The sequence below is a fragment of the Gordonia malaquae NBRC 108250 genome (assembly GCF_000344135.1).
Lineage (GTDB): Bacteria > Actinomycetota > Actinomycetes > Mycobacteriales > Mycobacteriaceae > Gordonia > Gordonia malaquae.
In genome coordinates this window covers 141452-164235 of sequence record NZ_BAOP01000008.1, presented here as the reverse complement: position 1 = coordinate 164235, position 22784 = coordinate 141452, and the positions used below count along the sequence as shown (strand labels likewise).

Annotated in this window: 26 protein-coding genes and 3 tRNA genes; 6 read left to right on the top strand and 23 right to left on the bottom strand. The window is 66.9% G+C overall.

Features of this window, described 5'->3' with window-relative positions; all coding sequences use genetic code 11:
* On the bottom strand, positions 1-451 hold a 451-nt coding region (locus tag GM1_RS07590; RefSeq protein WP_008377769.1), incomplete at its 3' end, for a DUF222 domain-containing protein.
* A 225-nt stretch (positions 452-676) separates the two neighbouring features.
* Here GM1_RS07590 and GM1_RS07585 point away from each other — a divergent pair.
* Positions 677-1378 carry an LpqN/LpqT family lipoprotein gene (locus GM1_RS07585; protein WP_008377768.1) on the top strand — a complete coding sequence of 234 codons (702 nt, stop codon included), beginning with the start codon at positions 677-679 and terminating at the stop codon, positions 1376-1378.
* A gap of 62 nt (positions 1379-1440) precedes the next feature.
* Here GM1_RS07585 and GM1_RS07580 read toward each other — a convergent pair whose 3' ends face one another.
* The 4 genes from GM1_RS07580 to tgt are packed head-to-tail and all read right to left on the bottom strand — an operon-like array spanning position 1441 to position 4678.
* Positions 1441-1848, bottom strand: a complete 408-nt coding sequence (locus tag GM1_RS07580; protein WP_040519701.1) for a VOC family protein — start codon at positions 1846-1848, stop codon at positions 1441-1443.
* A 16-nt stretch (positions 1849-1864) separates the two neighbouring features.
* Positions 1865-2302 (bottom strand): helix-turn-helix transcriptional regulator, encoded by a 438-nt coding sequence (locus GM1_RS07575; RefSeq protein ID WP_008377765.1) that lies wholly within the window; start codon positions 2300-2302, stop codon positions 1865-1867.
* A gap of 11 nt (positions 2303-2313) precedes the next feature.
* Positions 2314-3399 (bottom strand): alanine racemase, encoded by a 1086-nt coding sequence (locus tag GM1_RS07570; protein ID WP_008377763.1) that lies wholly within the window; start codon positions 3397-3399, stop codon positions 2314-2316.
* Positions 3392-4678 (bottom strand): tRNA guanosine(34) transglycosylase Tgt, encoded by a 1287-nt coding sequence (gene tgt, locus GM1_RS07565; protein ID WP_008377762.1) that lies wholly within the window; start codon positions 4676-4678, stop codon positions 3392-3394. The genes GM1_RS07570 and tgt overlap by 8 nt, the downstream gene beginning before the upstream one ends.
* Between tgt and GM1_RS07560 the strand changes: the two genes are divergently transcribed.
* Positions 4677-5126 carry a hypothetical protein gene (locus tag GM1_RS07560; protein ID WP_223291412.1) on the top strand — a complete coding sequence of 150 codons (450 nt, stop codon included), beginning with the start codon at positions 4677-4679 and terminating at the stop codon, positions 5124-5126. The two genes, tgt and GM1_RS07560, sit on opposite strands and share 2 nt — an antisense overlap.
* Positions 5127-5130: 4 nt before the next feature.
* Here GM1_RS07560 and GM1_RS07555 read toward each other — a convergent pair whose 3' ends face one another.
* A complete protein-coding gene (locus GM1_RS07555) occupies positions 5131-6450 on the bottom strand; it encodes a UDP-N-acetylmuramoyl-tripeptide--D-alanyl-D-alanine ligase (RefSeq protein ID WP_008377760.1) in 1320 nt (439 codons plus the stop codon).
* A gap of 39 nt (positions 6451-6489) precedes the next feature.
* On the opposite strand from GM1_RS07555, the gene GM1_RS07550 reads away from it, so the two are divergent.
* Positions 6490-7584, top strand: a complete 1095-nt coding sequence (locus GM1_RS07550) for a D-alanine--D-alanine ligase family protein (protein WP_008377759.1) — start codon at positions 6490-6492, stop codon at positions 7582-7584.
* A gap of 65 nt (positions 7585-7649) precedes the next feature.
* On the opposite strand, the gene GM1_RS07545 is transcribed toward GM1_RS07550, so the two are convergent.
* The 5 genes from GM1_RS07545 to GM1_RS07525 all read right to left on the bottom strand — a co-directional run bounded on the left by GM1_RS07545 (position 7650) and on the right by GM1_RS07525 (position 9701).
* A complete protein-coding gene (locus tag GM1_RS07545) occupies positions 7650-7973 on the bottom strand; it encodes a hypothetical protein (protein ID WP_040519670.1) in 324 nt (107 codons plus the stop codon).
* A gap of 128 nt (positions 7974-8101) precedes the next feature.
* Positions 8102-8189, bottom strand: a tRNA-Ser gene (locus tag GM1_RS07540).
* Between the two features lie 71 nt (positions 8190-8260).
* Positions 8261-8635, bottom strand: coding sequence for a hypothetical protein (locus GM1_RS07535; RefSeq protein ID WP_008377757.1), 375 nt, complete (start codon positions 8633-8635; stop codon positions 8261-8263).
* A 59-nt stretch (positions 8636-8694) separates the two neighbouring features.
* The gene (locus tag GM1_RS07530; RefSeq protein WP_008377756.1) at positions 8695-9171 is read right to left on the bottom strand and encodes a nucleoside deaminase; all 477 of its coding nucleotides are present in this window, start codon (positions 9169-9171) and stop codon (positions 8695-8697) included.
* 8 nt (positions 9172-9179) lie between these two features.
* On the bottom strand, positions 9180-9701 hold the full coding sequence (locus GM1_RS07525) for a tRNA adenosine deaminase-associated protein (RefSeq protein WP_040519668.1): 522 nt from the start codon (positions 9699-9701) through the stop codon (positions 9180-9182).
* A gap of 71 nt (positions 9702-9772) precedes the next feature.
* On the opposite strand from GM1_RS07525, the gene GM1_RS07520 reads away from it, so the two are divergent.
* Positions 9773-10726, top strand: a complete 954-nt coding sequence (locus GM1_RS07520; protein ID WP_008377754.1) for a prephenate dehydrogenase — start codon at positions 9773-9775, stop codon at positions 10724-10726.
* Between the two features lie 7 nt (positions 10727-10733).
* On the opposite strand, the gene GM1_RS07515 is transcribed toward GM1_RS07520, so the two are convergent.
* The 5 genes from GM1_RS07515 to GM1_RS07495 form a co-directional block, all read right to left on the bottom strand.
* On the bottom strand, positions 10734-11327 hold the full coding sequence (locus GM1_RS07515) for a putative glycolipid-binding domain-containing protein (RefSeq protein ID WP_008377753.1): 594 nt from the start codon (positions 11325-11327) through the stop codon (positions 10734-10736).
* 16 nt (positions 11328-11343) lie between these two features.
* The gene (locus GM1_RS07510) at positions 11344-12030 is read right to left on the bottom strand and encodes a hypothetical protein (protein WP_157435877.1); all 687 of its coding nucleotides are present in this window, start codon (positions 12028-12030) and stop codon (positions 11344-11346) included.
* Between the two features lie 122 nt (positions 12031-12152).
* On the bottom strand, positions 12153-12545 hold the full coding sequence (locus tag GM1_RS07505; protein ID WP_008377749.1) for a hypothetical protein: 393 nt from the start codon (positions 12543-12545) through the stop codon (positions 12153-12155).
* 185 nt (positions 12546-12730) lie between these two features.
* Positions 12731-12806 (bottom strand) — tRNA-Arg (locus tag GM1_RS07500).
* A gap of 62 nt (positions 12807-12868) precedes the next feature.
* Positions 12869-12958, bottom strand: a tRNA-Ser gene (locus GM1_RS07495).
* Between the two features lie 125 nt (positions 12959-13083).
* Here GM1_RS07495 and hisC point away from each other — a divergent pair.
* A complete protein-coding gene (gene hisC / locus GM1_RS07490; protein WP_008377748.1) occupies positions 13084-14133 on the top strand; it encodes a histidinol-phosphate transaminase in 1050 nt (349 codons plus the stop codon).
* Between the two features lie 116 nt (positions 14134-14249).
* Here hisC and GM1_RS07485 read toward each other — a convergent pair whose 3' ends face one another.
* The 7 genes from GM1_RS07485 to GM1_RS07455 form a co-directional block, all read right to left on the bottom strand.
* Positions 14250-15242 carry an alpha/beta hydrolase gene (locus GM1_RS07485; protein WP_008377746.1) on the bottom strand — a complete coding sequence of 331 codons (993 nt, stop codon included), beginning with the start codon at positions 15240-15242 and terminating at the stop codon, positions 14250-14252.
* Between the two features lie 86 nt (positions 15243-15328).
* Entirely contained in the window at positions 15329-16339 is a 1011-nt protein-coding gene (locus GM1_RS07480) for an alpha/beta hydrolase (protein WP_008377744.1), read from the bottom strand.
* A gap of 129 nt (positions 16340-16468) precedes the next feature.
* The gene (locus GM1_RS07475) at positions 16469-17671 is read right to left on the bottom strand and encodes a hypothetical protein (protein ID WP_008377742.1); all 1203 of its coding nucleotides are present in this window, start codon (positions 17669-17671) and stop codon (positions 16469-16471) included.
* Positions 17672-17768: 97 nt separating this feature from the next.
* Positions 17769-18374, bottom strand: coding sequence for a response regulator transcription factor (locus GM1_RS07470; protein WP_008377740.1), 606 nt, complete (start codon positions 18372-18374; stop codon positions 17769-17771).
* A complete protein-coding gene (locus GM1_RS07465) occupies positions 18374-19513 on the bottom strand; it encodes a sensor histidine kinase (protein ID WP_008377738.1) in 1140 nt (379 codons plus the stop codon). The genes GM1_RS07470 and GM1_RS07465 overlap by 1 nt, the downstream gene beginning before the upstream one ends.
* Positions 19514-19521: 8 nt before the next feature.
* Positions 19522-20289 carry an ABC transporter permease gene (locus GM1_RS07460; RefSeq protein ID WP_008377736.1) on the bottom strand — a complete coding sequence of 256 codons (768 nt, stop codon included), beginning with the start codon at positions 20287-20289 and terminating at the stop codon, positions 19522-19524.
* A 9-nt stretch (positions 20290-20298) separates the two neighbouring features.
* Positions 20299-21219: an ABC transporter ATP-binding protein gene (locus GM1_RS07455; protein WP_008377734.1), complete on the bottom strand. Its 921-nt coding sequence runs from the start codon at positions 21217-21219 to the stop codon at positions 20299-20301.
* 303 nt (positions 21220-21522) lie between these two features.
* Here GM1_RS07455 and GM1_RS07450 point away from each other — a divergent pair, with 303 nt between their 5' ends.
* Positions 21523-22776, top strand: a complete 1254-nt coding sequence (locus GM1_RS07450; RefSeq protein WP_008377733.1) for a helix-turn-helix domain-containing protein — start codon at positions 21523-21525, stop codon at positions 22774-22776.
* Positions 22777-22784 lie beyond the last annotated feature (8 nt).

Here is a 22784-nt window from a genome sequence, read left to right as displayed (position 1 = left end):
CGGCGGGGATGGCGGCGGGGATCTCGTCGATCACGGCGACGATCTCATTGACGTGGTCGACCGACAGGTCGCCATCGGCAACGGCGATGGCGGTGGCCGGCAGTGCCGGGTCGAGCTGGTCGCCCGAGTAGTTGTACATCGGGCTGATCGCCAATGCTGCGGCGACGCGGCGCTTGCTGGCGCCGAGGCCCAGGCGCAGGGCGGCGGTGAGGTACTTGCCCGGCGTCTGGACGCCGGCTTTGCGGTAGGCGCCGCGGGTGGACACTTCCGCGTACAGGCGGGCTCCGATGCCGTCGGACCGGCGATTGGAACGCTCGAACACCTCGGACATGTGCAGGACGTCATCATCGGACATCGGGGTCAGCGACACCGATGACAGCTTGGCGGCCACCGCGTCCTGTAGGCGAGCGAGTTCGAGAGGCGAATCGGGAAGATCAAAGGTGCTGGTCATGGTGTCCGCCTCCCTTCCGTGAGTCGTGGAACGTGTCCGGTTTTGCTGTTATCTCCAGTGTAGACCTACTGTGCGACAAATCATAGTATGTTCGTGAAATAGTTCGATCGTCACGCAATCTGTCGTTCCAACCGTTCTCCAAGCGAAGGCTCCTACGCTGACCGTGTTCGCGACGTCATCGACGGCGTCGGAAGTCCCGGACATCACCGGCTCAGGAGGACTGAAGTGACAATCTCGACTCTCATGCGCGGCTTCGTCGTCACCGCATCGACCTGCGCACTTGTCGTAGGAGTCGCCTCGTGCAGCAAGGACGACTCGCAGAGCAGCGCCGCTTCCACGACGAACACGTCGACGTCGGCAACGACGAGCGCTACTCCGGCGACGTCGACCAGCAGCACGGGCGCGAACCCGACGATCGCCGACTACATCAAGGAGCAGGGCATCACCGAGACACAGGTGAGGCCAGGTGAGAACGGGGCTCCGAGCATCGACATGCCTACACCCGACGGCTGGGATCAGGTCGAGAAGAGCGACCTACCCGAGTACGCCCTCGGAGCGATCAAGTACTCCGGCGCTCAGGGCTCCGACTACACCGCGAACATCGTGGCGCTGTTCTCGAAGCTGACCGGCCCAGTCGACGTGGACAAGCTCTTCGAACTCGCGCCGGGCGAACTCCGCAACCTCGAGGACTTCAGTGAGATCGGGTCGGGACGCAAGTCCGCGCTGTCCGGATTCGGGTCGTACAAGATGGCCGGGCAGTACACCCTCAAGGGCATGACGGTGCTCACCGCGCAGCAGACCGTCGTCATAGAGGCCGCCGACGCCGTGTACGTCCTGCAGCTGAACGCAACCAGCAACGAGGATCAGGCCGACGCACTGCAGAAGGCGATGGACGCGATCGACGAGCAGACCACGATCACCGCATAGGTGATCCCACGAGTGCGGACCCGACGCCGGAGGGGCGTCGGGTCCGTGCGTGTCACGTCGGGTCAGAGCTGGTCGATGCGGACGAGGTTGCCCGACGGGTCGCGGAACGCGCAGTCGCGGACCCCGTAGTTCTGGTCGGTCGGCTCCTGCACCACGTCGGCTCCGGCCGCGGCGACCTTCTCGAACAGCGCGTCGAGGTCGTCGGAGGCGAGAGTCACCGCGCCGTACGACCCCTTCGCCATGAGATCGAGGATGGTCGCCCGCTCGGCGTCGGTGATGCCGGGGTCGACGGCCGGCGGGTGAAGCACGATCGACACATCGGTCTGCCCGGCAGGCCCCAAGGTGATCCACCGGAGATCGTTGTAGCCGACGTCCTTGCGCACCTCGAAGCCGAGCATCTCGCGGTAGAACTTCAGCGATTCGTCAGCGTCGTTGTGCGGGAGGAATGCGTACTGGATCTTCACGTTCATGGTCATGCCGTCGACGTTATTCGGCGGCCGGCCGACGCGCTTCTCGATTCCTGACCGGTCTGGCGACCTGTTTGGCCAGGCACGCCGGGACGCCGTCCCACTCGCTTCCGTTGTCGCGCTGGTACACGCTCGGCGGCACCCCGACCAGCTCCGTGAATCGGGTGCTGAACGTTCCCAGCGACGACGATCCCACTGCGAAGCAGACCTCGGTCACTGACATGTCGCCCCGCCTGAGCAGGGTCATCGCACGTTCCACCCGCCGCGTCATCAGATACGAGTACGGCGACTCCCCGTAGACGCGTTTGAACTCGCGGCTCAGGTGACCTGCCGACATGAACACGCCGCTCGCGAGTTCCTCCACGTTGAGCGGCTTGTCGAACTCGCGGTCGATCCGGTCCCGGACCCGACGCATCGCGACGACGGTCTCCCGCCTGGTGTCCCGATCGTCGGCCATGATCCGCTCGCTCAGCTATTGCGGCCGCGCGCGGCGACGGTCCACCGTCCGACGACGAGCCCACCGCGGGCCACCGCGACGTCGTCGACGAGGTTCAACACCGGGCACACATGGTTGGGGACCACTCGGATGCGCGAGCCGAGCGCCGGCAGCGCCGCCCGCTTCGGGAACTCGACGGTCGCGTGGTGCTCCGACAGGGCCGTCACCCGCGCGTCCGGATGATCTCGCAGCCGTGCGAACCCGGTGGTCCACCCCGGTCGGTCGCTGCCGAGCACCTTGCTTCCGGAGTCGAGGACGATGCGCCGATTCGCCGGGCCGTCGTGCCTGCTGACGACCGTGGCGAGCACGGTCAGCGCGATGTCGTCGGGTTCTATGCGCCCGAGCTCCCACTGCTGGGCGTCGCCGAACACGTAGACGCCCGGTCGGGCCTCGGTGAGCACGTCGGCGTCGGACAGCAGCGCGCTCGGAGTGGACCCACCACTGCGGACGTCCACGCGGAATCCGGCCTCGGTGAGGAGGTCTGCCGCATCACGCAGAGTCGTCGCCTCCTGCGTCGCTGCAGGCACCTGAGCGTCGGGCCCGTAGCTGTGGCCGGGGAAGGTGAACACACCGCTCACCCGCAGGCCCGCATCGGCGGCGGCGTTCGCGACGTCGACCACGTCGTCGATGAGCACGCCGGTGCGGTGATGCCCGCTGTCGACCTCGATGACCACTTCGACTCTCGAGACGGCATCGCCGAGCAGCCGCGCCGCGGTCACCGCGGCCGCCGCGGAGTCTATTCCGAACGAGACGTCCACCCGCTCGGCCAGCGCTGCGAGCCGCGCCGCAGACGACCGTGTGAGCCACAGCGGGTAGGCGATGAACAGGTCGTCGATCCCGGCGTCGGCGAAGACCTCCGCCTCACCGATGGTCGCGACAGACAGCCCGACGGCCCCGGCCTTGATCTGCTTGTGAGCGATCTCGACGATCTTGTGCGTTTTCGCGTGCGGCCGCAGGTCGACGCCCTTGGCGGCCATCGCAGCGGCCATCGCGGCGATGTTCCGGTCCAGGACGTCGGCGTCGACGATCACCGTCGGGGTGCCGACCATGTCACCCATTGCGCTTGGTCCCCGCGTAGTAGCGGCCGAGGAACTCGTCGCGGTACTCGAAGTAGTTCCCGTCCTCGATGGCCTTGCGCGCCCGGTCGACGAGCGTGATCGTGAACGACAGGTTGTGCAGTGTCGCCAGGGTCGACGCCAGGCCCTCCTTCGCCTTGAACAGGTGATGCAGGTAGGCCCGCGTGTACTGGGTGGAGTAGTTGTCGAGTTCCGCGTCGAGCGGCGTGAAATCGCGTTTGAACTTGGCGTTCGTGATGTTGTACCGGCCGTCGAACGAGTAGATGGCCCCGTTGCGGGCGACGCGTGTCGGAGAGACGCAGTCGAAGGTGTCGGCGCCGTTCTCGATGGCTGTGAAGATGTCGTCCGGCTCGCTGATGCCGAGCAGGTGCCGCGGCGCGTCGTCGGGCATCTCCTCAGTGACCCATCCGACGATGGTTCCGAGGTTGTCCTTCTCCAGGGCACCGCCGATGCCGTAGCCGCCGAAGCCCTTGCCGCCGTTGTCACGGTCGATGCGGCTCAGTTCCACGAGGTCACGCGTTGCCTTGCGACGCAGGTCCTCGTACTGCGCACCCTGGATCACGCCCCACAGCGCTTGCTGCGGGCGGTGTGAACGCTCGGTGGACAGCCGGTTGTGCTCGGCGAGGCAGCGGATGGCCCACTGCCGGGTCCGCTCAAGCGACTGCTCCTGGTACCCGCGTGTGTTCATCAGCGTGGTGAGCTCGTCGAACGCGAAGATGATGTCGGCGCCGAGCTGGTGCTGGATCTGCATCGACACCTCGGGTGTGAATCGGTGACTGGTGCCGTCGATGTGCGATTTGAAGGTCACGCCGTCGTCGTCGACGTTCGCCAGCCGTTCTTTGCCCTCGGCGATGATCGTGTCGTCCTGCGGGCCTGCGGCGTCCATCGAGATGACCTTCTTGAACCCGACCCCGAGCGACATCACCTGGAAGCCGCCGCTGTCGGTGTACGTCGGTCCGGGCCAGTTCATGAACCGCCCGAGGCCGCCGGCTTCGTCGACGATGTCTGCGCCGGGCTGGAGGTACAGGTGGTACGCGTTCGAGAGCACCGCCTGAGCCCCTAGCGCCGCCACCTGTTCGGGCACCACCGTCTTCACTGTCGCCTTGGTTCCGACGGGCACGAAGGCCGGCGTCTGGATCTCTCCGTGCGGGGTGACGATGGTGCCGGTACGACCGGCCGTCCCGTCGAGGGTGGCACGCCGGATGAACTCACTGCTGGTCACGAGGAACCATTGTTCCAGGTTCGCTACCGTGGGGACCATGATGACTCGCACGATGAAGCTGGCCGCAACCGCAGTCCTGGGCCTCGCGCTCGCCGGAACCGTCGCCGCCTGTGGGGACGAGACCGCCGCCCCGAGCGCCGAGTCGACATCGGCCACCGCGGCAGTCACTCCCCCGACGGACCGCAGCGTCCCCGTCGTTCCCGGCCGAAAGCCCACGTCGGAGACCGCCACCGCCCCGGAGTCGAGCACCCCGGACGACGCGAAGTCGTGCGGGCCGGCGAAGGGCCCGGACGGAGCGCTGCAGATCCATCTGGTCGAAGGCGACGTGACGTGCGCGACCGCGAAGGCCATCGCGAAGGAGTACAGCCCGCTGATCGCGACCGGCCAGACGCAGAAGGTCCGCGACTGGGAATGCGGCCCATCGACCGTCGTCGGTGAACTCGCCCGCTGCACCTACGACTCCAAGGCCTTCGCCCTGGTCCCGTAGCCGCCTACGCGAGCGCCTGCGCGACGCGTTCGAGCTGGGCGACGCGGCTGCCCTTCACCAGGACCGCGTCGCCCTCGGCCAGGTCGCCGAGCGCCTCGACCGCCCCTGCCACGTCGGCCACGTGAATAACCCCGGCGTCTCCGTAGGCAGGCTCGTCGACGGCGATGACCGTGATCCCGAGGTCGGTCGCCTGGCGGGCGACGTCCAGGTGTGCGGCCGGGCCGTCTGACCCCAGTTCGGCCATCGTCCCGACAACGGCGAAGCGTCGGCGTGCGTCGAGGCGGTGCAACGATGAGAGACCTGCGATCATCGACGTCGGGTTCGCGTTGTAGGCGTCGTTGATCACGGTGACGCCGGCTGCCGTTGTGCTCATCTCCATGCGGAGTCCGGACAGGGCGGCGTCGTTCAGCCCGGACGGCAGGGCGTCGAGCGGGACACCGAGTCCACACGCTGCGGCAGCCGCAGCGAGCGCGTTCGGGACCTGGTGCTCGCCACGTGCCTGCAGCGCCACCGGTGTCGAACCCCACGGGCTGTGCAGCGTGAACGACGCTCGAAGCTGCGCGTCGAGCACCACGTCGGTGGCGCGGACGTCCGCGTCGTCGGCGACTCCGTAGGTGAGGACCCGCGCCTGTGTGCGCGACCGCATGGCCTTGACCACGGCATGGTCGGCGTTGAGGACTGCGATTCCGTCGGTGGGCAGTGATTCGACGAGTTCACCCTTGGCTTGAGCGACGTCGTCGAGAGTTCCGAACATCTCCAGATGGACGGCTTCGACACGCGTGATGACACCGACTGTCGGTGACGCGATGTCGCACAGGAGCGCGATGTGCCCGACTCCTCGTGCGCCCATCTCGAGGACGACTGCCTCGGTGTCGTCGGGTGCGCCGAGCAGTGTGAGGGGCAGACCCAGTTCGTTGTTGAACGACTTCTCACTGGCCGCAGTGCGGTACGTGGTCGCGAGGACGCCTGCGAGCAGGTCCTTCGTCGACGTCTTGCCGACGGACCCGGTCACGCCGACGACGCGCGGAGGGAGCGATGCTCGGACGGCCCGTCCGATGTCGGCGAGGGCCACCGCGGTGTCGGCGACCTGCACGGCTGTCGCGGTCACCGCGGGGTCCGGTGCACGGTCGGTCAGGTAGACGGTGGCGCCTTTGTCGACGGCGACAGGAATGAAATCGTGACCGTCACGCGCTGCGACGATCGGCACGAACAACTGACCGGGCGCGATCGTCCGCGAGTCGATACTCGCCGAAACGACCTGGACGTCCGGCCCGTGAAGAGTTCCACCGGTGGCTGCTGCGATCTGACTGGCGAGGAGGTGCACGAAGAGAAACGCTACAGGCGAACACGTATCCTGGCACCCATGAGCACCCCCCTGCTGCGGTTGGTCGTCCTCTACGGCGGAGTGTCCGCCGAGCACGACGTGTCGCGGGTCACCGCCGCCCACGTGCTGGCCGCCGCCGACTCCGACAAGTACGTCCTCGTCCCCGTCGGGATCGACAAGAGCGGAGTGTGGCATCGCAACGACACCGCTGCCGCAGCCCTCGCGGCAGGCGAGACGCTGCCGAACCGTCTCGACGTCGAAGGCCCGGAAGTGGACCCGCTGTCCGTGATCCGCGGTACCGACTCCGCTTCCCGAGCGCAGTCGAGGGAGATCACCGTCGTCCTGCCGTTGTTGCACGGTCCGCACGGTGAAGACGGCACCGTCCAGGGCATGCTCGAGCTCCTCAAGACACCGTATGTCGGATGCGGCGTCCTGTCGTCCGCCCTCTGCATGGACAAGGCGATGGCCAAGGAGGTCGCGGCACGCGCCGGGATTCCGCAGTGCGCATGGATCACCTTCCGGGACGGTGTGGACGACGCCCGCACCGTCGTCGACCAGGCTGTTGAAGAACTCGGTCTCCCGGTGTTCGTGAAGCCCGCCAACATGGGCTCGTCGGTCGGCGTCTCACGCGCGACCACCCCAGACGAGCTCGACAAGGCCATCAATGTCGCTCTCCACTACGACGACGTCGTCGTCATCGAGGAGGCCGTCACCGGTCGTGAGATCGAGGTCGGGGTGCTCGGCAACACCGCACCCGACACCACCCTTCCCGGCGAGATCAAGCCGGGCAGCGACTTCTACGACTACGAGGACAAGTACGTCACCGGTGCCGCCGAGCTGATGATCCCGGCGCCGTTGTCCGACGCCGCGATCGCCGAGGTCCGCGAACTGGCCGCCGACGCCTACGTCGCGCTGCGCTGCGCCGGCATGGCCCGGGTGGACTTCTTCTACGAGGAGGACGGCCGAGGCTGGCTTCTCAACGAGATCAACACCATCCCCGGCTTCACCCCCGCGTCGATGTACCCGAAGATGTGGGAGGCGTCGGGCATCGCCTACCCCGACCTCATCGACCGCCTTGTCACTCTCGCCCTCGAAGTGCACCGCCGCCGCAGCTCGTTCTCGACCGAGCACTGACGGCGCCGTACAACTTCGGCGACTTTTCCCGGCCCCACAGGGAGAAACGTCGCCAAAGTGTGCAGTCACCGCCCGTACACGTAGGCGCCGCGGGGATTCTCGTGAATGGTGAACCGTTCGCCGCTGAGATTTCCCACCCTCATCCACAGCAGTTTTGTCGTGCCTGCGGCCACATCGATGACGCTGGACGCCCGTCGCGTCTCCCAGCGGCCGAACCACCTGCACAAGACCGCTACGCGATGAGCACCGGGATCGACCTCGAATGTCGCCGTCTCCCGCCACGGCACGATGTGCTCAACACCATCGACGTCGACGACCGCGCTGGCCACAGGGCGAAACAGCACTGATGCGAATCGTGCGGAGTCGATCGTCACGGCGATGGCGGTCATGCCTGTCAGGTTAGGCCAACTCGAGAAACCGGTCTGCTCAGCGCGCGCTAGCACTGGGTCAGTCGGACACGACGGCTCCCGAGAATGGAAAAGGCCCCCGACCTGCGATGCAGATCGGGGGCCTCGAGCGGTGGCGGAGGGATTTGAACCCCCGGTGCAGGGTTACTACACACGACATTTCGAGTGTCGCACCTTCGGCCGCTCGGACACGCCACCGGGAAGAACTATACGGCAGAGGTCCCGTCGCACGAAATCAGCTGGTCAGAGCCAGTTTCCGCGATATTCGACTACTTGTCGGTCGGCGTTCCCGGAGCGCTGCCGGGACCCCCGGAACCGCCACCGGTCAGCTTGTCGGCGAATTCGCTCACCTTGGTCACGGCAGTGTTGACCGCACTCTGCACCTGCTCGTTCGCCGCGACCTCGTTGACCTTGTCCACGGCAGTGTTCACGGCGTTCTGAACATGCTCGTTCGCCGCGATCTCGCTGACCTTGCCCATGGCGGTGTTGACGGCGCCTTGAACGTGTTCGTTGGCGGCGATCTCGTCGATCTTCGTGCGCGCCGTCTCGACGGCGGCCTTCACCTGCTCGCTTTCGGCGATCTCATTGACCTTGCCGCGGACCGCCTCGACGACCTCATTGACCTTGTCCATCGGATCAGACATGACGTTTCCTTTCGGAGTCCTGGTGGGCTGTGCGCCCGCACCACCAGTGTGCCGCAGATTCAGCGTCGGGCCGCGAAGAAGTCGGTGACGAGCACCGCGCACTCCGCTTCGAGTACTCCGCCGAGGACCTCCGGGCGGTGAACGAGCCGGGGATCGCGCAGCACGTCCCACAGCGAGCCGACAGCGCCGGTCTTCGGCTCCCACGCTCCGAACACCACACGGGAGACTCGGGCGAGACCGATCGCCCCGGCGCACATGGTGCACGGTTCGACGGTGACGGCCAATGTGCAGTCCTCGAGTCGCCAGCCGTCTCCGTGCCGCCTCGTCGCCTCGCGTAGGGCGAGGACTTCTGCGTGCGCGGTCGGATCACCGTCTGCCTCCCGCCGATTCGCTGCGGATGCGAGAACGGAGCCGTCCGGCCCGACGACCACGGCGCCGATCGGGACGTCGTCCGGGCCCGCGTGATGGGCGGCGTCGAGCGCGAGCCGCATCATCCGCTCGGCGTCGCGCTGCACCGCGCCGCGATCAGGCGTCATCGCCGGAGTCAGTGACCGAGATCGTCGAGAACGGTGGACAGCTGGTCGGCACACCCGAGCCGCGCGGCGATCATGCCGATCTGCTCGTCGGCGTACAGGTCGGTGTCGCCGACGATGACGCTCATCACCGCGTCGGGCAGGCCGAGGTCGGCGAGGATGGCGAGGTCCCCCTCCTCCCACGGGTCGACGTCGTCGATCTCATCCGGGTCCAGATCGGGAACGTCGATGTTGAGGGCGTCGAGTACATCGACGGCGATGTCGTAGTCGACGGACGCCGTCGCATCGGAGATGAGCAGGCGGGCGCCAGATGGGGAGGGTCGGACGATGATGAAGAACTCATCGTCGACGTCCAGGAGGCCGAAGACAGCACCCGTCGCTCGGAGCTCCCGGAGTTGGAGTTCGGCGTCATCGAGGCTGTCGAGCGCCGACGGTTTGAGCGCCGTGACCTTCCAACCGGACTCACTGAGTGCAACGGCCACCGCGAAGCCGTCGACATCGGAGTAATCGCTCTTCGCGACAGGCTTCGCCATGTCCGCCACGGTAGCCGCTTTTCGACACTCTCCCAAGTCGGATTCGGCCTGGGTATGCCACGCTTGGAGGCGTGTCTACCGCATCGTCGCGCCCCGTCTGCATTCTCGGCCTCGGACTGATCGGCGGTTCCCTGCTTCGCAGGCTCGCCGCAGACCAGGCCCCCGTGTTCGGCTACAACCGGTCCCAGGCGACGGTCGACGCCGCGACCGCTGACGGCTACGACGCCTCATCCGATCTGGTGGCGACCCTCATTAAGGCGGCGGAACTCGACGCGGTGATCGTCCTGGCGACGCCGGTGACGACGCTCGGCCCCATCGTCGACGCCATCGCCGATCACGCGCCTGCATGCCTGGTGACGGACGTGGTGAGTGTGAAGGAAGAAGTCGCCAGGATCGTCGCGCGACACCACCCCGGAGGACGCTACGTCGGCGGGCACCCGATGGCGGGCACCGCGTACTCCGGGTGGGACGCCACCGACCCGTCGCTGTTCGAGGGCGCGATGTGGATGGTCACGACGCATGACGACACTCCCGCGGACGACTGGCTCGCCGTTGCGGCGATGGCCCGCGCTGTCGGATCGAACGTCGTCCCTGCGGCGAACGACGCACACGACCGTGCGGCGGCGGCGATCTCGCACAATCCCCATCTGACCGCAGCGGTGACAGCGGCCGTCGGCGCAGGCGAGAGCTCGCTGTCCTTGCGACTGGCTGCGGGCAGTTTCCGCGACGGAACGCGAGTGGCTGGAACGGCGCCCGACCTCCAGCGCGCGATGCTCGAGGCCAACTCGGTGGCCCTGCTCAACACCCTCAGCGAGACGATCGACCTGCTCGTCGCGGCGCGTGACCGTCTCCGCGACCACGGCGACGTGGCGTCACTCGTCGAGGCGGGTCACCGGGCGCGACAGCGATACGACGCGATCGCCGGAGGCGAACTGCAGCCGATCATCGATGTGACCGTCGGCGACGACGGCTGGCAGCAGGAACTGCGGCGGCAGGCGCACCTCGCGCGAGTCTGGCTGGGCTAGTGTCGCGCTAAACGATTCGGGTGGCGTTTCCGACGTAGTCGAGGACGACGCCCTGGCCGTCGACCGTCAGCTCACTTGTCAGCCCGTTCGTGACGACCGTGAGCCGACCGTCAGCCACCGTGTAGTCGGCCTGAGCCGGTTCGATGTTGAACGTCGGCAGCTTCAGACTGACCAGATGCACTCCGGTCGCGCTGCCGCCGCTGACGATCTTGTGTCGATTGATCGGCAGCATCTTGAAGAACGGCGATCCGACGACGTCGACCGCTTCGGCGCCGCCGAATTCGCTCTGCACGGTCGTGTCGGCGGTCTGCACCATCCACTTCCCGTCCATGTCGCGGCTCAGTTCGAGCTGGCCTTCACCGCCGGCTCGGAGCACGCGGACCGAGAGCCGCCGCGACACACCGATGTCATTCGTCACCAGTTCGTACGACGCCGAGTAGGCCTCGACATCGGCGCTCGCTGCGCAGATGATGCGGCCGTACGCACGGAGTCGGCCGCCGCCGCTCTTGAGCCGCACCTGTTCGAGTCTGCCCCCGTCGGGACTGCGCCAGGTGAACATCGTCTTTGCGCCGGTCTCGGCAGCCGATTCGGGGGAAGTCACGTCTCTACGTTAGCTTTCACCCGGCCGCACGGCAGACCACAACGCCGGACGGGTCGCCTTCGGGCAGTTCCTCGTGCGCGACGGGCGCGCCGTCGACCGTGATCGTGCACGACGCGGCAGCCCCTGCGCGTGCCACGACGTTGATCCGGAGCAGTCCCGGCGTCGCGATCACTTTCTGTTCCCAGCGGCTCGAGTCCATGAAGTCCACCTGGACACGTCCGTTGTTGAAATAGATCACCGTCGAGCCCGGTGCCGCCTCGACCGACAGGATCGCCTCGAGACTGTTCCGCGGTGCGGGAGTCCGACTTTCGCCTGGCACGGTCTCGGTGGGAGTGATCGATTCCGGCAGATACGGGTCATCGGTGTTCTGCGAGGCAGGCGGATCAGCGCGTGTCGGCGAATCGTCCGAACCACCGCCCGACATCAGCTTCAGACCACCGACGACGACCAGCACCAGGACCACCACGGACACCACGCCCCATGCGAGCCGCTGGGGACTGTTCGACGGTGGGGCGCTCGACGGCCCGATGTGCGCAGCTTCGACGACGGTCTCGGGCTGTTCTCGCGGGAACTCGGCACCCGGTTCGGGGATGTAACCGTAGCGGGCACCACCGTCCGGGGCGTATCCGAGCGGCGGGTACTGCTGCCCCGCGGCCATCGGCGGCCGGTAGCCAGGCCGTCCGTTCCACTGTCCCGCGTCCACGTCGCACACCCTACGCGGCGGCAAGCAGGGCGGGTGAGCGACGCGTACGGATCGACGCGGGCCGGAAAGGAATCCGGCCCGCGTCGTCAGCAAGGGACGTCACCCGACGCCTCAGGGGATCGTCACCAACGGGTCCACAGTGTGAACGGGTAGCGGCGGCCCTTGTTGTAGCTGATCCAGACGTTGCCATTGTGCGCGGCCGCCTCACGGACCAGGCCGTTCGCGGTCGCGTAACGGACGTATCCGCGCCCGGGCACGTACACGCGCTTGAAGCGCGACTCGGAATCGACCGAGACCGAGAAGTTCGGGCTGATCGCTGGATGGTCGATGACCCCCGCGACACCTGTGCGTGCAAGCTGCTTGGTCTCGGCCTTGGTGAAACCGACGAACACCTGCGAACCGGTGTCGCGGACCGTCGCCGCCGACGCCTGGCCCGTCGTCGCCACAGCCCCCGTGGCGACGAGTCCGAGTGCAGCAAACGCTGCAAGCACGATTGCGAATAGACGATTCTTCATATTTCCCCCCGTTATTCGAGTCATGTCGGACATCTGCGCCCGACGAACTGAGCGTTACACGAATCTCACCGAGAATCCAGCTATTCAACAGTTAACTGCAGGTGCGTTCGGTCACAGTCTGACGAGGAGCCCTGGGCAGAGAGCAAAAGATCCCCATCCGGATACCGGATGGGGATCTTGAAACATGGTGCGCCCGAAGGGATTCGAACCCCTAACCTCTTGATCCGTAGTCAAGTGCTCTATCCGTTGAGCTACGGGCGCGTGCCTGATCGAGTGTACCCGATCGTCATTCTTCAATTTTACCCAGGGCGAACCTCGGTCGGCGGAGGCGAGAGGATTTGAACCTCCGGTTCCGTTTTACGCGGAACAACTCATTAGCAGTGAGTCCCATTCGGCCGCTCTGGCACGCCTCCAGCGGAGTTCGTATCGCGAACTTCCGAGGCAGAACATTACACAGACCTTTCGCGCAGTAGCAAATCGGCAGGTCGCCGACGTGCCAGACGCGCCCGGGGCATACATTCGGGGGGTGGCCCCACGCATGAGATCAGACCTGGACTCCCTGCCCGTGTACGTCCCCGGCAAGACGTTCCCGGGCGCCATCAAGCTCGCGAGCAACGAGACCACCCATCCCCCGCTGCCGAGCGTGCAGAGTGCGATCGCCGACGCCGTCATGACACTCAACCGGTACCCCGACAACGGGATGGTGGAGCTGACCGACGAACTCGCGAAGTCGCTCGGCGTCACACCGGACGAGATCCAGGTGGGGTGCGGATCGGTGATCCTGTGCCAGAACCTGATCACCGCCACCTCCGGCCCGGGCGATGAGGTCCTGTTCGGGTGGCGGTCGTTCGAGACGTACCCGCTGGCCACGCGCGTCGCAGGTGCGACTCCGGTGCAGGTCCCACTGACCGGCGACGGCGTCCACGACCTCGAGGCGATGGCCGCGGCGATCACCGACCGCACCCGTCTCATTTTCGTCTGCAACCCGAACAACCCGACCGGCACCGTCGTGGAGGCTGCTGCACTCCGCGCGTTCCTGGAGGCGGTCCCGAGCGACGTCGTCGTCGCACTCGACGAGGCCTACTTCGAGTACACGAGACTCGACGGCCCCCACGCGTACGACGCCCTGGAACTGCGCCGCGAGTTCGAGAACCTCGTTGTGCTGCGTACGTTCTCGAAGGCATACGGTCTCGCAGGCCTCCGCGTCGGATACGCCGTCGCGCACCCGACTGTCATCACAGCGCTCGGGAAGATCCATGTGCCGTTCAGCGTCGGCACACTGACCCAGGTGGCCGCAGTGGCGTCTCTGCGCGTCCAGGACGAGCTCCTGGCGCGCACCGAAGCCGTCGTGGCCGAGCGTGACCGTGTGACGGCAGCGTTGCGTGACCTCGGGTACCGCGTGCCCGACTCGCAGGCCAACTTCGTCTGGCTCGATCTCGGCGATGAGTCGACGGCGTTCGCCGAGGCGAGCACCGCAGCGGGTGTGATCGTCCGCCCCTTCGCCGGCGACGGAGTCCGCGTCACGGTGACCGACCGCGACGAGGACGACGCATTCCTGGCCTTCGCGTCGGCATACGTCAGCCGGTAGTTCACACCGCGACCTTCAACGACAAACGCGGCCTTCGTGAAGGCCGCGTTTGTCGTTGAAGTGTCGGTCCGCGTCGAGGAGTGCAGCGTGTGTCGACGACGGCCGCGTCAGGCGTCTCAGAGGGCCGGAGCGAGGGTCTCCCAGGCCTTGGGGAGGTCCTGCTTCCAGTAGTCCCAGCGGTGGGTGCCGATGAGGCGGAAGCCCGGAGTGAAGGCGATCCCCTCACGCTGAAGATCGGCCGCGAATTCGAGGGAGCAGCGGTATGCGCCCACCTCGAGCGCCGAACCGGCAGCCATCTGCGCGTCGCGCGGGCCTTCGGACGGGTCGTAGTCGGCCGTGAGGTCGAAGGGGCCGATGGCGCCGGATCCCGCCGAGATGAAGATCCGCTTGCCGCGCAGCGCGTCCAGCTTTCGTGCCGGATCGTGATCTCGCCAGTACGCGCCACCGGGAGTACCCCACATCTTCACGGCGTCTGCGCCGCTCTTGGCGAGCGTCGACCGCACGTAGGCCTCGTTGGCGGGCCCGGTGATCGGCGGGCAGCCGCTCAACGACGCGACACCGCGGTACAACTCGGGGTGACGGGCGGCGAGCGCGAATGCCGACTGGCCGCCCATCGACAGGCCCATCACCGCGTTGTTTCCGGATCCGTGGTACCGCTCATTGATCAGCGGCGGCAGTTCCTTCGTCAGGAACGTCTCCCACTGCGGCTTCCCCAGCTTCGCGTCGGTGTTGCGCCAGTTCGTGTAGAACGACGCTGCACCCCCGGCGGGAAGGACGACGTTCACGTTGCGGCCGGCGAAGTACTGTCCGGCGCCGCCCTTGGTGATCCAGTCACTGACGTCCTCGCCCGCGTCCGCCCCGTCGAGCATGTAGAGACTCGGGCGCAGATCGGTTCCGCCGGGCGTCAGCACGGTCACCTTCATCTTGCGGCCCATCGAAGGCGAGTCGACAGTGATGTCCACCCGTTCGAGGGACACGTTCTTCGCCGCGACGATCCGTGCGGCACGGTGGCGAGACGGTGCCGCATCTGCCACAGCGGGCACCAATGCTGTGACTACTGCGACTGCTGTGACAGCAGAGGCGATGCGCGTAAACCGGTTAGACCACATGGTCGCTAAGAGTACCTAAGTTTACGAGCGGGTAGATGTGTCGCAGGTCATACATACGCAGGTGTGGCTTGATCGCAACGCAGATGTCACAGGGCGGGCTCGAGCACTTTCCACATGCGCCCGAGGCCGAGCTTCCAATAGTCCCAGCGATGCGTTCCGACCCGCCGCAAGTCCAGAGTGAACGGCACCTTCGCCTTCGTCAATTTGACGGCGAACTCCCGCGTGCAGCTGTCCGCGCCGATCTCGACACCCGAAGCGATTCCGTACACGATCTGCGGCGGCAGGTCCGACTCCGGATCACCGCGGCGATCGGGCTCACCGGGCTTTCCCTGCGCAGACTCCATGTAGATCGTGGTTCCCCGCAGTGCGTCGAGGCGGAACTGCGGATCGTGCGAGCGCCAGTACTCTCCGCCCGCCGGGCCCCACATCTTCTCTGCGTTGCCGCCGTACATCGCGGCGGTCGCCTTCACAAACGCTTCATTCTTGGCGCCCGTGATGACCGGGCAACCGCTGAGCGATCCGATCGCGCGGTACAGTCCCGGATTGCGACTGCTGAGCGTGAACGCCGACTGGCCGCCCATCGACAAGCCGGCGACGCCGTTGCTGCCGTTGCCGTGGAACCTCGCGTCGATCAGCGGAGGCAGTTCGCGAGTAAGGAATGTCTCCCATTGTGGGCGGCCGATCTTCGGATCCTCCTTCAACCAGTTCGTGTAGAACGACGCAGCACCGCCCGCCGGGAACACTGCATTGACGTTGCGGCCGGCGAAGAACTCTTCCGCCCCACCCTTGGTGATCCAATCGCTGACGTCTTCACCCGCACCCGCACCGTCGAGCATGTAGATGCTCGGGCGGGGTGCGTCACCGGTCGGCGAGAGCACGGTGACCTTGACGTCGCCGCCCATCGAGGCCGACGTGACGGTCAGGTCGACGCGATACGGCGTGATCTGCTTCTCCGAGGAGATCGTCGACGCGACGCCGGAGTCGGCGGGAACTGCCGGGGCAGCTGCCGCGAGACCCGCCGAGGCGGGGACGCCGACGAGAGACACTGCGGCAACCGCGAGCACGGATGCGAGGCGGACGAACCGCGAGGAGGACATGGACGCCAACCGTAGCGGCGAGGCGACCATCACACCCCATCGGGATTGTCCCACTGGTCACATGTCGAGAGAGACGGCACAGATGCGAACTCGAGTGGCATTCACACGACGATGAAACGGGCACCCGCGTCAGGGTTCGTATCGCTCCGGAAGCTCCCGCATCAGGCCCGGCCCGAGCTGTGAGATGTTGCCCTGCAACACGTCGCGATACACCCGGAGTTGCTCTTCGCCGCTGCGCACCTGCTGCGACAGCCGCCGCGTGTGGTCGGCGCCGATCTCACGGTCGCCCGACCTCGCGAGGAGATGATCGATGCGGGCGTCGATGGTGGAGGCGCGGTCGAACTCGTCAAGCAGTCGAAGTTCCACGGCGGCCGACTCGACCGTCGCGGCGATCTCGCTGAGCGCATGCACCCGGTCGATCAGTTCCGACCAGACCGGGCGGAGTGCGTTCTCCCGTGCAGCGATGTGCTCGGCGAAGCCCGCGTCGAAGCCGCCGTTTCGTTTCGCCTGATCGAGGTCGACACGAAGCGCGCGCAGGGCGACGATGTCGGCGGCGATCTCGGCGAGCTCGGCGTGGAGATTCACCTGCACACGCTGCATCTCGAAGTGATCCGAGAGCCAGGCCGGGTTCGTCCGGATGCGGTCGTAATAGTGACCCGCGACGAACAGCAACGTCTCGTAGCCGTCGGCGAAGGCCGCACCGCGTGCAAGTGTCCCGGATGCGACCGCATCCGGTCCGAAGACTTTCGCCGCCATCTCCTCCATCTGACGACGAGGACCGCGGCCACCGACCTGCCCGACGGCGCCGACGATCTTGTCGAACATGTCCGAACCGGCTTTACGCGCACCGACCGGCCGATTCGGGACCGGAGTGCACAGCAGTCCCGAGAAGAGTTGCTCGCGCTCGTCAATCTCCAGATATGTGTTCTCGCGGCGCTCTCGGCGGATCGCACGGGTGCCGCTCGGAAGGACTCCCTTCGCGGTGACGACCGCGCGGTGGGCGTCTTCTCGACGACGGTTGAGACCGGCCAACCGCGAACGGACGATGGGCAGGACGAGTCCGGGGAGCACCGTGGTGCCGAGGTATCCCTCCGCGTGCAGGATGCTGCGCTGCACCCGCCGGAGTTCGCTGTACCCGTTGGCAGGCGACGGAAGCGGGAGGTTGCTCGAGGCCCGACGGACGACGGTCGCTCGCGCCGTCGGCGTCAGATACGCGGACGCGATGAGCAGACACGACAGGTCGGACAGTTCCGGGGGCTGGCCGGGGACGCGGGCGTCGTTCGTCCACTGCCGCAGATCGGCGACCGTGGTTGAGCGAGCATTCTCGGACATGACCACATGCTACCGGCGGGCGCCGACAGTCCGCCCCTGCGAACCTCGCCACATCGGATGGCTCACGAGGCGGCCCGCACGTCTCGGGTGCGGCGATTCAGATCCAGCCACGTTCGTGCGCCACCCGAGCGGCCTCGGCACGCGTCGACGTCCCGGTCTTGCCGATGGCCGACGACAGGTGGTTCCGGACGGTGCCCTGCGACAGATGCACCTGGGCGGCGATGGCTGCGACGGTTCCACCCGACAATGCGGCGGCGAGCACGTCCGACTCACGAGGCGTCAACGGATTCTCGCCGCTCGTCAGACTCTCCGTCGCGAGGGTCGGGTCGATCACGCGCAGTCCGGCGTGCACCCGACGGACGGCGTCGGCGAGTTGGGCGGCGGGAGTGTCTTTGACGACGAACCCGGACGCTCCCGCATCGATCGCACGACGCAGGTATCCGGGCCGTCCGAAGGTGGTCACGATCAACGAGCGAACGCCTGGGAGTTCGGCGGTCACCTGAGCGGCGGCGTCGATGCCGTCGATACCGGGCATCTCGATGTCGAGCAGGCACACTTGCGCCTGAGACTCTCGCGCCGCGGCCACCACTTCGTCGCCGCGTCCGACCTGCGCGACGACCGTCAGGTCGGGCTCGAGGTCCAGAAGTGCGGCGAGCGCACCGCGGACCAGCGCCTGGTCGTCCGCCAGCAGCAGTCGGATCATCAGTTCTCCTCGGTCATGGTCGCGGTCACCACGGTTCCACAGCTGTCCGAGGAGACCTCGAGCCGGCCGCCCGCTGCGTCGACCCGTTCCGCGAGACCACGCAGGCCGTTGCCGAACGTGAGCAACGGTGATCCCTGACCGTCGTCGCGGACCACCAGTGTCTCGGGGGTCACCGTCACCTCGCACGACGACGCCCCCGAATGCCGGACGACGTTGGTGACCGACTCCCGCAGAACCCACGCGAACAACGTGGCGTTCGGCGTCGACACGGTGGCCGGGTCCGGCAGGTCCGCGGTGATCCCCGCCGCGCGGAGCGCGCTTCCCGCCGATGCGAGAGCACTCGGCAGGTCCGGAGTCCGCAGCCGTCCGACGGTCGTCCGGACTTCGGCGAGCGCCGCCCTGGTGAGTGCGTTCACCTCAGCGATCTCGGCTTTCGCGCGTTCGGGATCACGATCGACGAGCCTTCCCGCCAGCTCGGTCTTGACGGAGATGACGGTCAGGGAGTGCCCGAGGATGTCGTGGACGTCGCGCGCGACGCTCTCCCGTTCTGCGACGACGGCGAGTTCGGCGTCGAGCTCCCGTTGCCGCTCATGCATCTCGGCGCGTGCCGATTCGCGTTCGCTGACCGCTCGCATGGCGATCATCGTCATGCCGATGGCCGCCATGATCGCCACCACGCCGAAGTCGACGGACCATCCCAGCACCTTCGGGACCACCCAGGCCGCGACGATGAGCGCGATGATGACGGCCACCTGCAGACGACGCGGCGCGATGAACGAGATGATCGCCATCAGAAATCCGGCGAGACCGAATGTCGCCTCGTGCAGAATCGGGAACAACGCGAGGACGAGTGCGACGAGCACCCCCGCGAACACCCACCGTGAGCGTTCCGTGTCGACGTCGACGCCCGGTCCGTTGTTCATGAAGAGGATGCAGGCAGCGACGTAGACCAGCCCGAATGCACCGATGAAGACCAACCCGAGGGATTTGACGCCGACTGAGTGGTCGGAGGCGATCAGCGAGGAGATCGGGTACACGAGGAAGATCAGCCACACGGCGCCGAACGCCCAGCGCCATTGGCGCCAGGGCATCCGGTCGTCTGCGGCGATCCGGTCGATCCGGTCCCGGAGGGCGCCCATGAGAGTCCTTACTGGCGGTTGCTACTGCGAGAGTAGAAGAAGGCGGCCGCGGTGGCGAAGGTCGCCGCCCAGAACACCGCGTTCGCGACCATCACCCACACGCTGATCCCGGTACCGTCGATCGTGACACCGTTGTCGAGGGGATACCGCGCCAGCGAGACAACACCGAACATCGGTGTGAACTCGGCGATGCGCAGCATGGTCCCCGAGAGCGGGACGAACACGTTGCCCGCGAAGGCGAGGAGTGCGAGCACTCCGCCGAGAGCCTGCATCGCGCCGTCTGCCTTGAGGACACTGCCGAGCGCCAGGCCGAGGGCCGCGAAGACGGACGATCCGAGCCAGCCGATCAGCAGGCAGGCGATCCAGACGCCGATCGACGCCTTCGCGCCGCTGATCGCGCCGACCACGGTGAGCACCAGGACGGGCAGCGCACTCATCGTCAACGCCAGCGCAACCTTGGTGGAGACGTAGCCGCTCGGCTTGAGCGGTGTCATCATCAGCGTCCGGGTCCACCCGGCCTGCTGCTCGATGGAGACCGAGGCTGCGTTCGACGACGCGGCCAGGATCGCGCCGTAGACGGCCATTCCGATCAGGACGTAGAACGCGACGTTTCCGCTGCCGACCATCTCCGAATGCTTCTGGGTGGCGCCGAACACCAGGTACAGCAGCGCGGGCATGGCAATGGTGAAGATCATCGCGCGGCGGTTCCGCAGCACTCGCCGAACGTCGTACTTGAGGTAGGTGGGCGCGATTCCCGCGCCGGACAGTGCAGTCATGGCTTGTCTCTACTTTCCTGCGGTGAGGGTGGCTGAAGTGAGTGCGACGAAAGCGTCTTCGAGATTGTGGGCGGCGATCTCGACGTCTCGAGCCCGTGTACTGGTGAGGAGATGTCGGGCAAGGGCATCCGAATCGGGCAGCGACAGGTAGATCCGTCCGCCACGCCGTTCGACGACTTCCAGGTCGGGGAACACCCTGAGCAGTCCGGGCACGGCGGCCTCGTCGAGTTGCGCGGAGACCACCCGCCGACTCGCCTGGCTGCGGATTGCTGCGGTGGATCCGTCGGCGACGACACGTCCGCCTGCGATCATCACGATCCGGTCGGCGAACGCGTCGGCTTCCTCCAGGTAGTGCGTGGCGAACAAGACCGTGCGGCCGTGACGTGCGTCCGCTCGCATCGCAGCCCAGAAGGTGCGGCGCGATTCGACGTCCATCCCGGCGGTCGGCTCGTCGAGGACGATGAGGTCGGGGTCGGGCAGCAGCGCGAGCGCGAACTTGAGGCGCTGCTGTTCGCCGCCCGAGCAACGGGACACCTTGCGGTCCGCGATGTCGGCGATGTCCGCGCGGGCCATGACTGCGTCGACGTCGGAGTTCCGGTTGTGCAGGGACGCGACGATGCCGACGGTCTCGGCGACGGTGAAGTCGTCCATCAATCCGCCGGTCTGCATCACGGCGGCGATCCGCCCGTCGCGAGCCGCTTTGCGCGGTTCGCGACCGAAGACGCGGACCTCTCCCGAGTCCGGCGACGACAGCCCGAGGATCATGTCGAGGGTTGTCGTCTTACCTGCGCCGTTCGGTCCGAGGAAGGCGACGACCTCCCCCGGCTGTACGGCGAGCTCGACGCCTTTCACCGCTTCGACGACGGCGCCTTTGGGCCCCGCGAAGCTCTTGGTCAACTGTGTTGCTGAGATGGCGAGTGCGCTGTTCATGCCATCTACGTTCCCGCTTCTGCCGAGCCTGCACCCAGCGCAGATGTCACGTCCTTCCCATGACAGGTGTCATGCCCAGCCCTGATTGCCCCTGCTCGACAAGCGAACGCCCCCTGCTCGTTTCGGCGAACGCACCCCACTGGCCGTCAAGCGAACTCGCCCCTCTGCTCGTTGAGCGAGCTTGCGAGCCGAAAGGCACTCAACGAGCAGTAGGGTGTGCGTCGCACCAGACAAACGCACCGACCGTGACCGGCATCACCCCGATTTGGCACAATCAAGGTACGAGTGCCACCGGAGGAAGCCATGTCGAACGGGAAGTCTGCGACCACGCGAGTTCGGCGTGCGTACGAACAGTTTCTGTCCGGGGTCACTCCACCCGACGGCGCGGTGCGTTCGCTGGTTCGGGACTCGTGGGCGCGGTCACTCCGGCAGGGTGTCACGGCGACCCCGGAAGCGTCGCCGGACGGCATGTCCGACACCGACTTCTCCGCCTACCGTGCAGCTCACCGGCTCGCGTCGGTTCGGCCGCTGATCAAGTCGTTGATGCTCGACGACATCGCCGACGCCGGGGTCGTGGTGGCCCTGACCGACAGGAACGGGCGCCTGCTCTGGGTGGACGGCGACCGCTCGACGCGTGGTGCGGCGGCGAAGATCAATTTCGTCGAGGGCACCGTGTGGAGTGAGGACTCGGTCGGGACCAACGCCCCGGGGCTGGCTCTGAGTCTGGACCGCAGCATCCAGATCATCGGCCCCGAGCACTACGCGAGCCCGGTCCAGAAGTGGAACTGCACGGCCGCGCCCGTCCACGACCCGGTGACGGGCGAGGTCATCGGCGCGATCGACGTGACCGGCGGAGCAGCTGCCGCCGCACCGTTCGCACTGGCCGCGGTCCGATCCGTGGTCGCAGCAGTGGAACGTGAACTGCAGTCGACGGCCGTCGACCTGTCAGCCGAGCGGGTGTTGACCGCGAGCCTGCAGTCTCGGTTGTCGGTGCTGACGAACGAACCCGGCTGGCGCGCACCGGGTCGGCCGGCCAAACTGCTGTCGCCCCGTCACGCCGAGATCCTGCTGCTCCTCCATCTGAATCCGGACGGTCTGAGCACCGACCAGCTCGCCGGACTCCTGTCCGACGGCGAACTCGGGTCTGTCACGGTCCGCGCCGAGATCTCCCGACTCCGCCGGGACATCGGAGACGTCGTCGCGTCACGCCCCTACCGTCTGTCCGGCGACGTCACCTCCGACGTCGCCGAGATGCGCCAGGCGATCCTCACCGGCGACCTCCGCGGCGCCCTCGCCCTGTTCGGCCGCGGCGGCTTGATCGCCGACTCCGCGGCCCCCGGCATCGTCGACCTGTTCGACGAACTACGTGAAGACCTGCGGTCGGCTGTCTTCGCCAGCGGCGATGTGACGGCGCTGCAGGCGTGGGCGTCGTCGCCGCACGGCCGCGACGACTTCCAGGCGTGGACGATCCTCCGGAACAACCTCCCGTCGGGTCACCCCGACGCCGCGATCGCCGCCAGCCGCGTCCGGCTCCTCAACCGCCGCTTCGGTGCCTGAACCGACCC

What these genes read in the sequence shown, in the direction of transcription:
- GM1_RS07475 (WP_008377742.1), bottom strand. Translation starts at nt 17,671, where the DNA reads ATGTCCGAGAATGCTCGCTCAACCACGGTCGCCGATCTGCGGCAGTGG.
- GM1_RS07505 (WP_008377749.1), bottom strand. Translation starts at nt 12,545, where the DNA reads ATGAAGAATCGTCTATTCGCAATCGTGCTTGCAGCGTTTGCTGCACTC.
- GM1_RS07455 (WP_008377734.1), bottom strand. Translation starts at nt 21,219, where the DNA reads ATGAACAGCGCACTCGCCATCTCAGCAACACAGTTGACCAAGAGCTTC.
- GM1_RS07570 (WP_008377763.1), bottom strand. Translation starts at nt 3,399, where the DNA reads ATGGGTGACATGGTCGGCACCCCGACGGTGATCGTCGACGCCGACGTC.
- GM1_RS07480 (WP_008377744.1), bottom strand. Translation starts at nt 16,339, where the DNA reads ATGTCCTCCTCGCGGTTCGTCCGCCTCGCATCCGTGCTCGCGGTTGCC.
- GM1_RS07535 (WP_008377757.1), bottom strand. Translation starts at nt 8,635, where the DNA reads ATGTCTGATCCGATGGACAAGGTCAATGAGGTCGTCGAGGCGGTCCGC.
- GM1_RS07580 (WP_040519701.1), bottom strand. Translation starts at nt 1,848, where the DNA reads ATGAACGTGAAGATCCAGTACGCATTCCTCCCGCACAACGACGCTGAC.
- GM1_RS07575 (WP_008377765.1), bottom strand. Translation starts at nt 2,302, where the DNA reads ATGGCCGACGATCGGGACACCAGGCGGGAGACCGTCGTCGCGATGCGT.
- GM1_RS07545 (WP_040519670.1), bottom strand. Translation starts at nt 7,973, where the DNA reads ATGACCGCCATCGCCGTGACGATCGACTCCGCACGATTCGCATCAGTG.
- GM1_RS07460 (WP_008377736.1), bottom strand. Translation starts at nt 20,289, where the DNA reads ATGACTGCACTGTCCGGCGCGGGAATCGCGCCCACCTACCTCAAGTAC.
- GM1_RS07560 (WP_223291412.1), top strand. Translation starts at nt 4,677, where the DNA reads ATGATGACTCGCACGATGAAGCTGGCCGCAACCGCAGTCCTGGGCCTC.
- hisC (WP_008377748.1), top strand. Translation starts at nt 13,084, where the DNA reads ATGAGATCAGACCTGGACTCCCTGCCCGTGTACGTCCCCGGCAAGACG.
- GM1_RS07530 (WP_008377756.1), bottom strand. Translation starts at nt 9,171, where the DNA reads ATGACGCCTGATCGCGGCGCGGTGCAGCGCGACGCCGAGCGGATGATG.
- GM1_RS07485 (WP_008377746.1), bottom strand. Translation starts at nt 15,242, where the DNA reads ATGTGGTCTAACCGGTTTACGCGCATCGCCTCTGCTGTCACAGCAGTC.
- tgt (WP_008377762.1), bottom strand. Translation starts at nt 4,678, where the DNA reads ATGGTCCCCACGGTAGCGAACCTGGAACAATGGTTCCTCGTGACCAGC.
- GM1_RS07525 (WP_040519668.1), bottom strand. Translation starts at nt 9,701, where the DNA reads ATGGCGAAGCCTGTCGCGAAGAGCGATTACTCCGATGTCGACGGCTTC.
- GM1_RS07550 (WP_008377759.1), top strand. Translation starts at nt 6,490, where the DNA reads ATGAGCACCCCCCTGCTGCGGTTGGTCGTCCTCTACGGCGGAGTGTCC.
- GM1_RS07465 (WP_008377738.1), bottom strand. Translation starts at nt 19,513, where the DNA reads ATGGGCGCCCTCCGGGACCGGATCGACCGGATCGCCGCAGACGACCGG.
- GM1_RS07470 (WP_008377740.1), bottom strand. Translation starts at nt 18,374, where the DNA reads ATGATCCGACTGCTGCTGGCGGACGACCAGGCGCTGGTCCGCGGTGCG.
- GM1_RS07450 (WP_008377733.1), top strand. Translation starts at nt 21,523, where the DNA reads ATGTCGAACGGGAAGTCTGCGACCACGCGAGTTCGGCGTGCGTACGAA.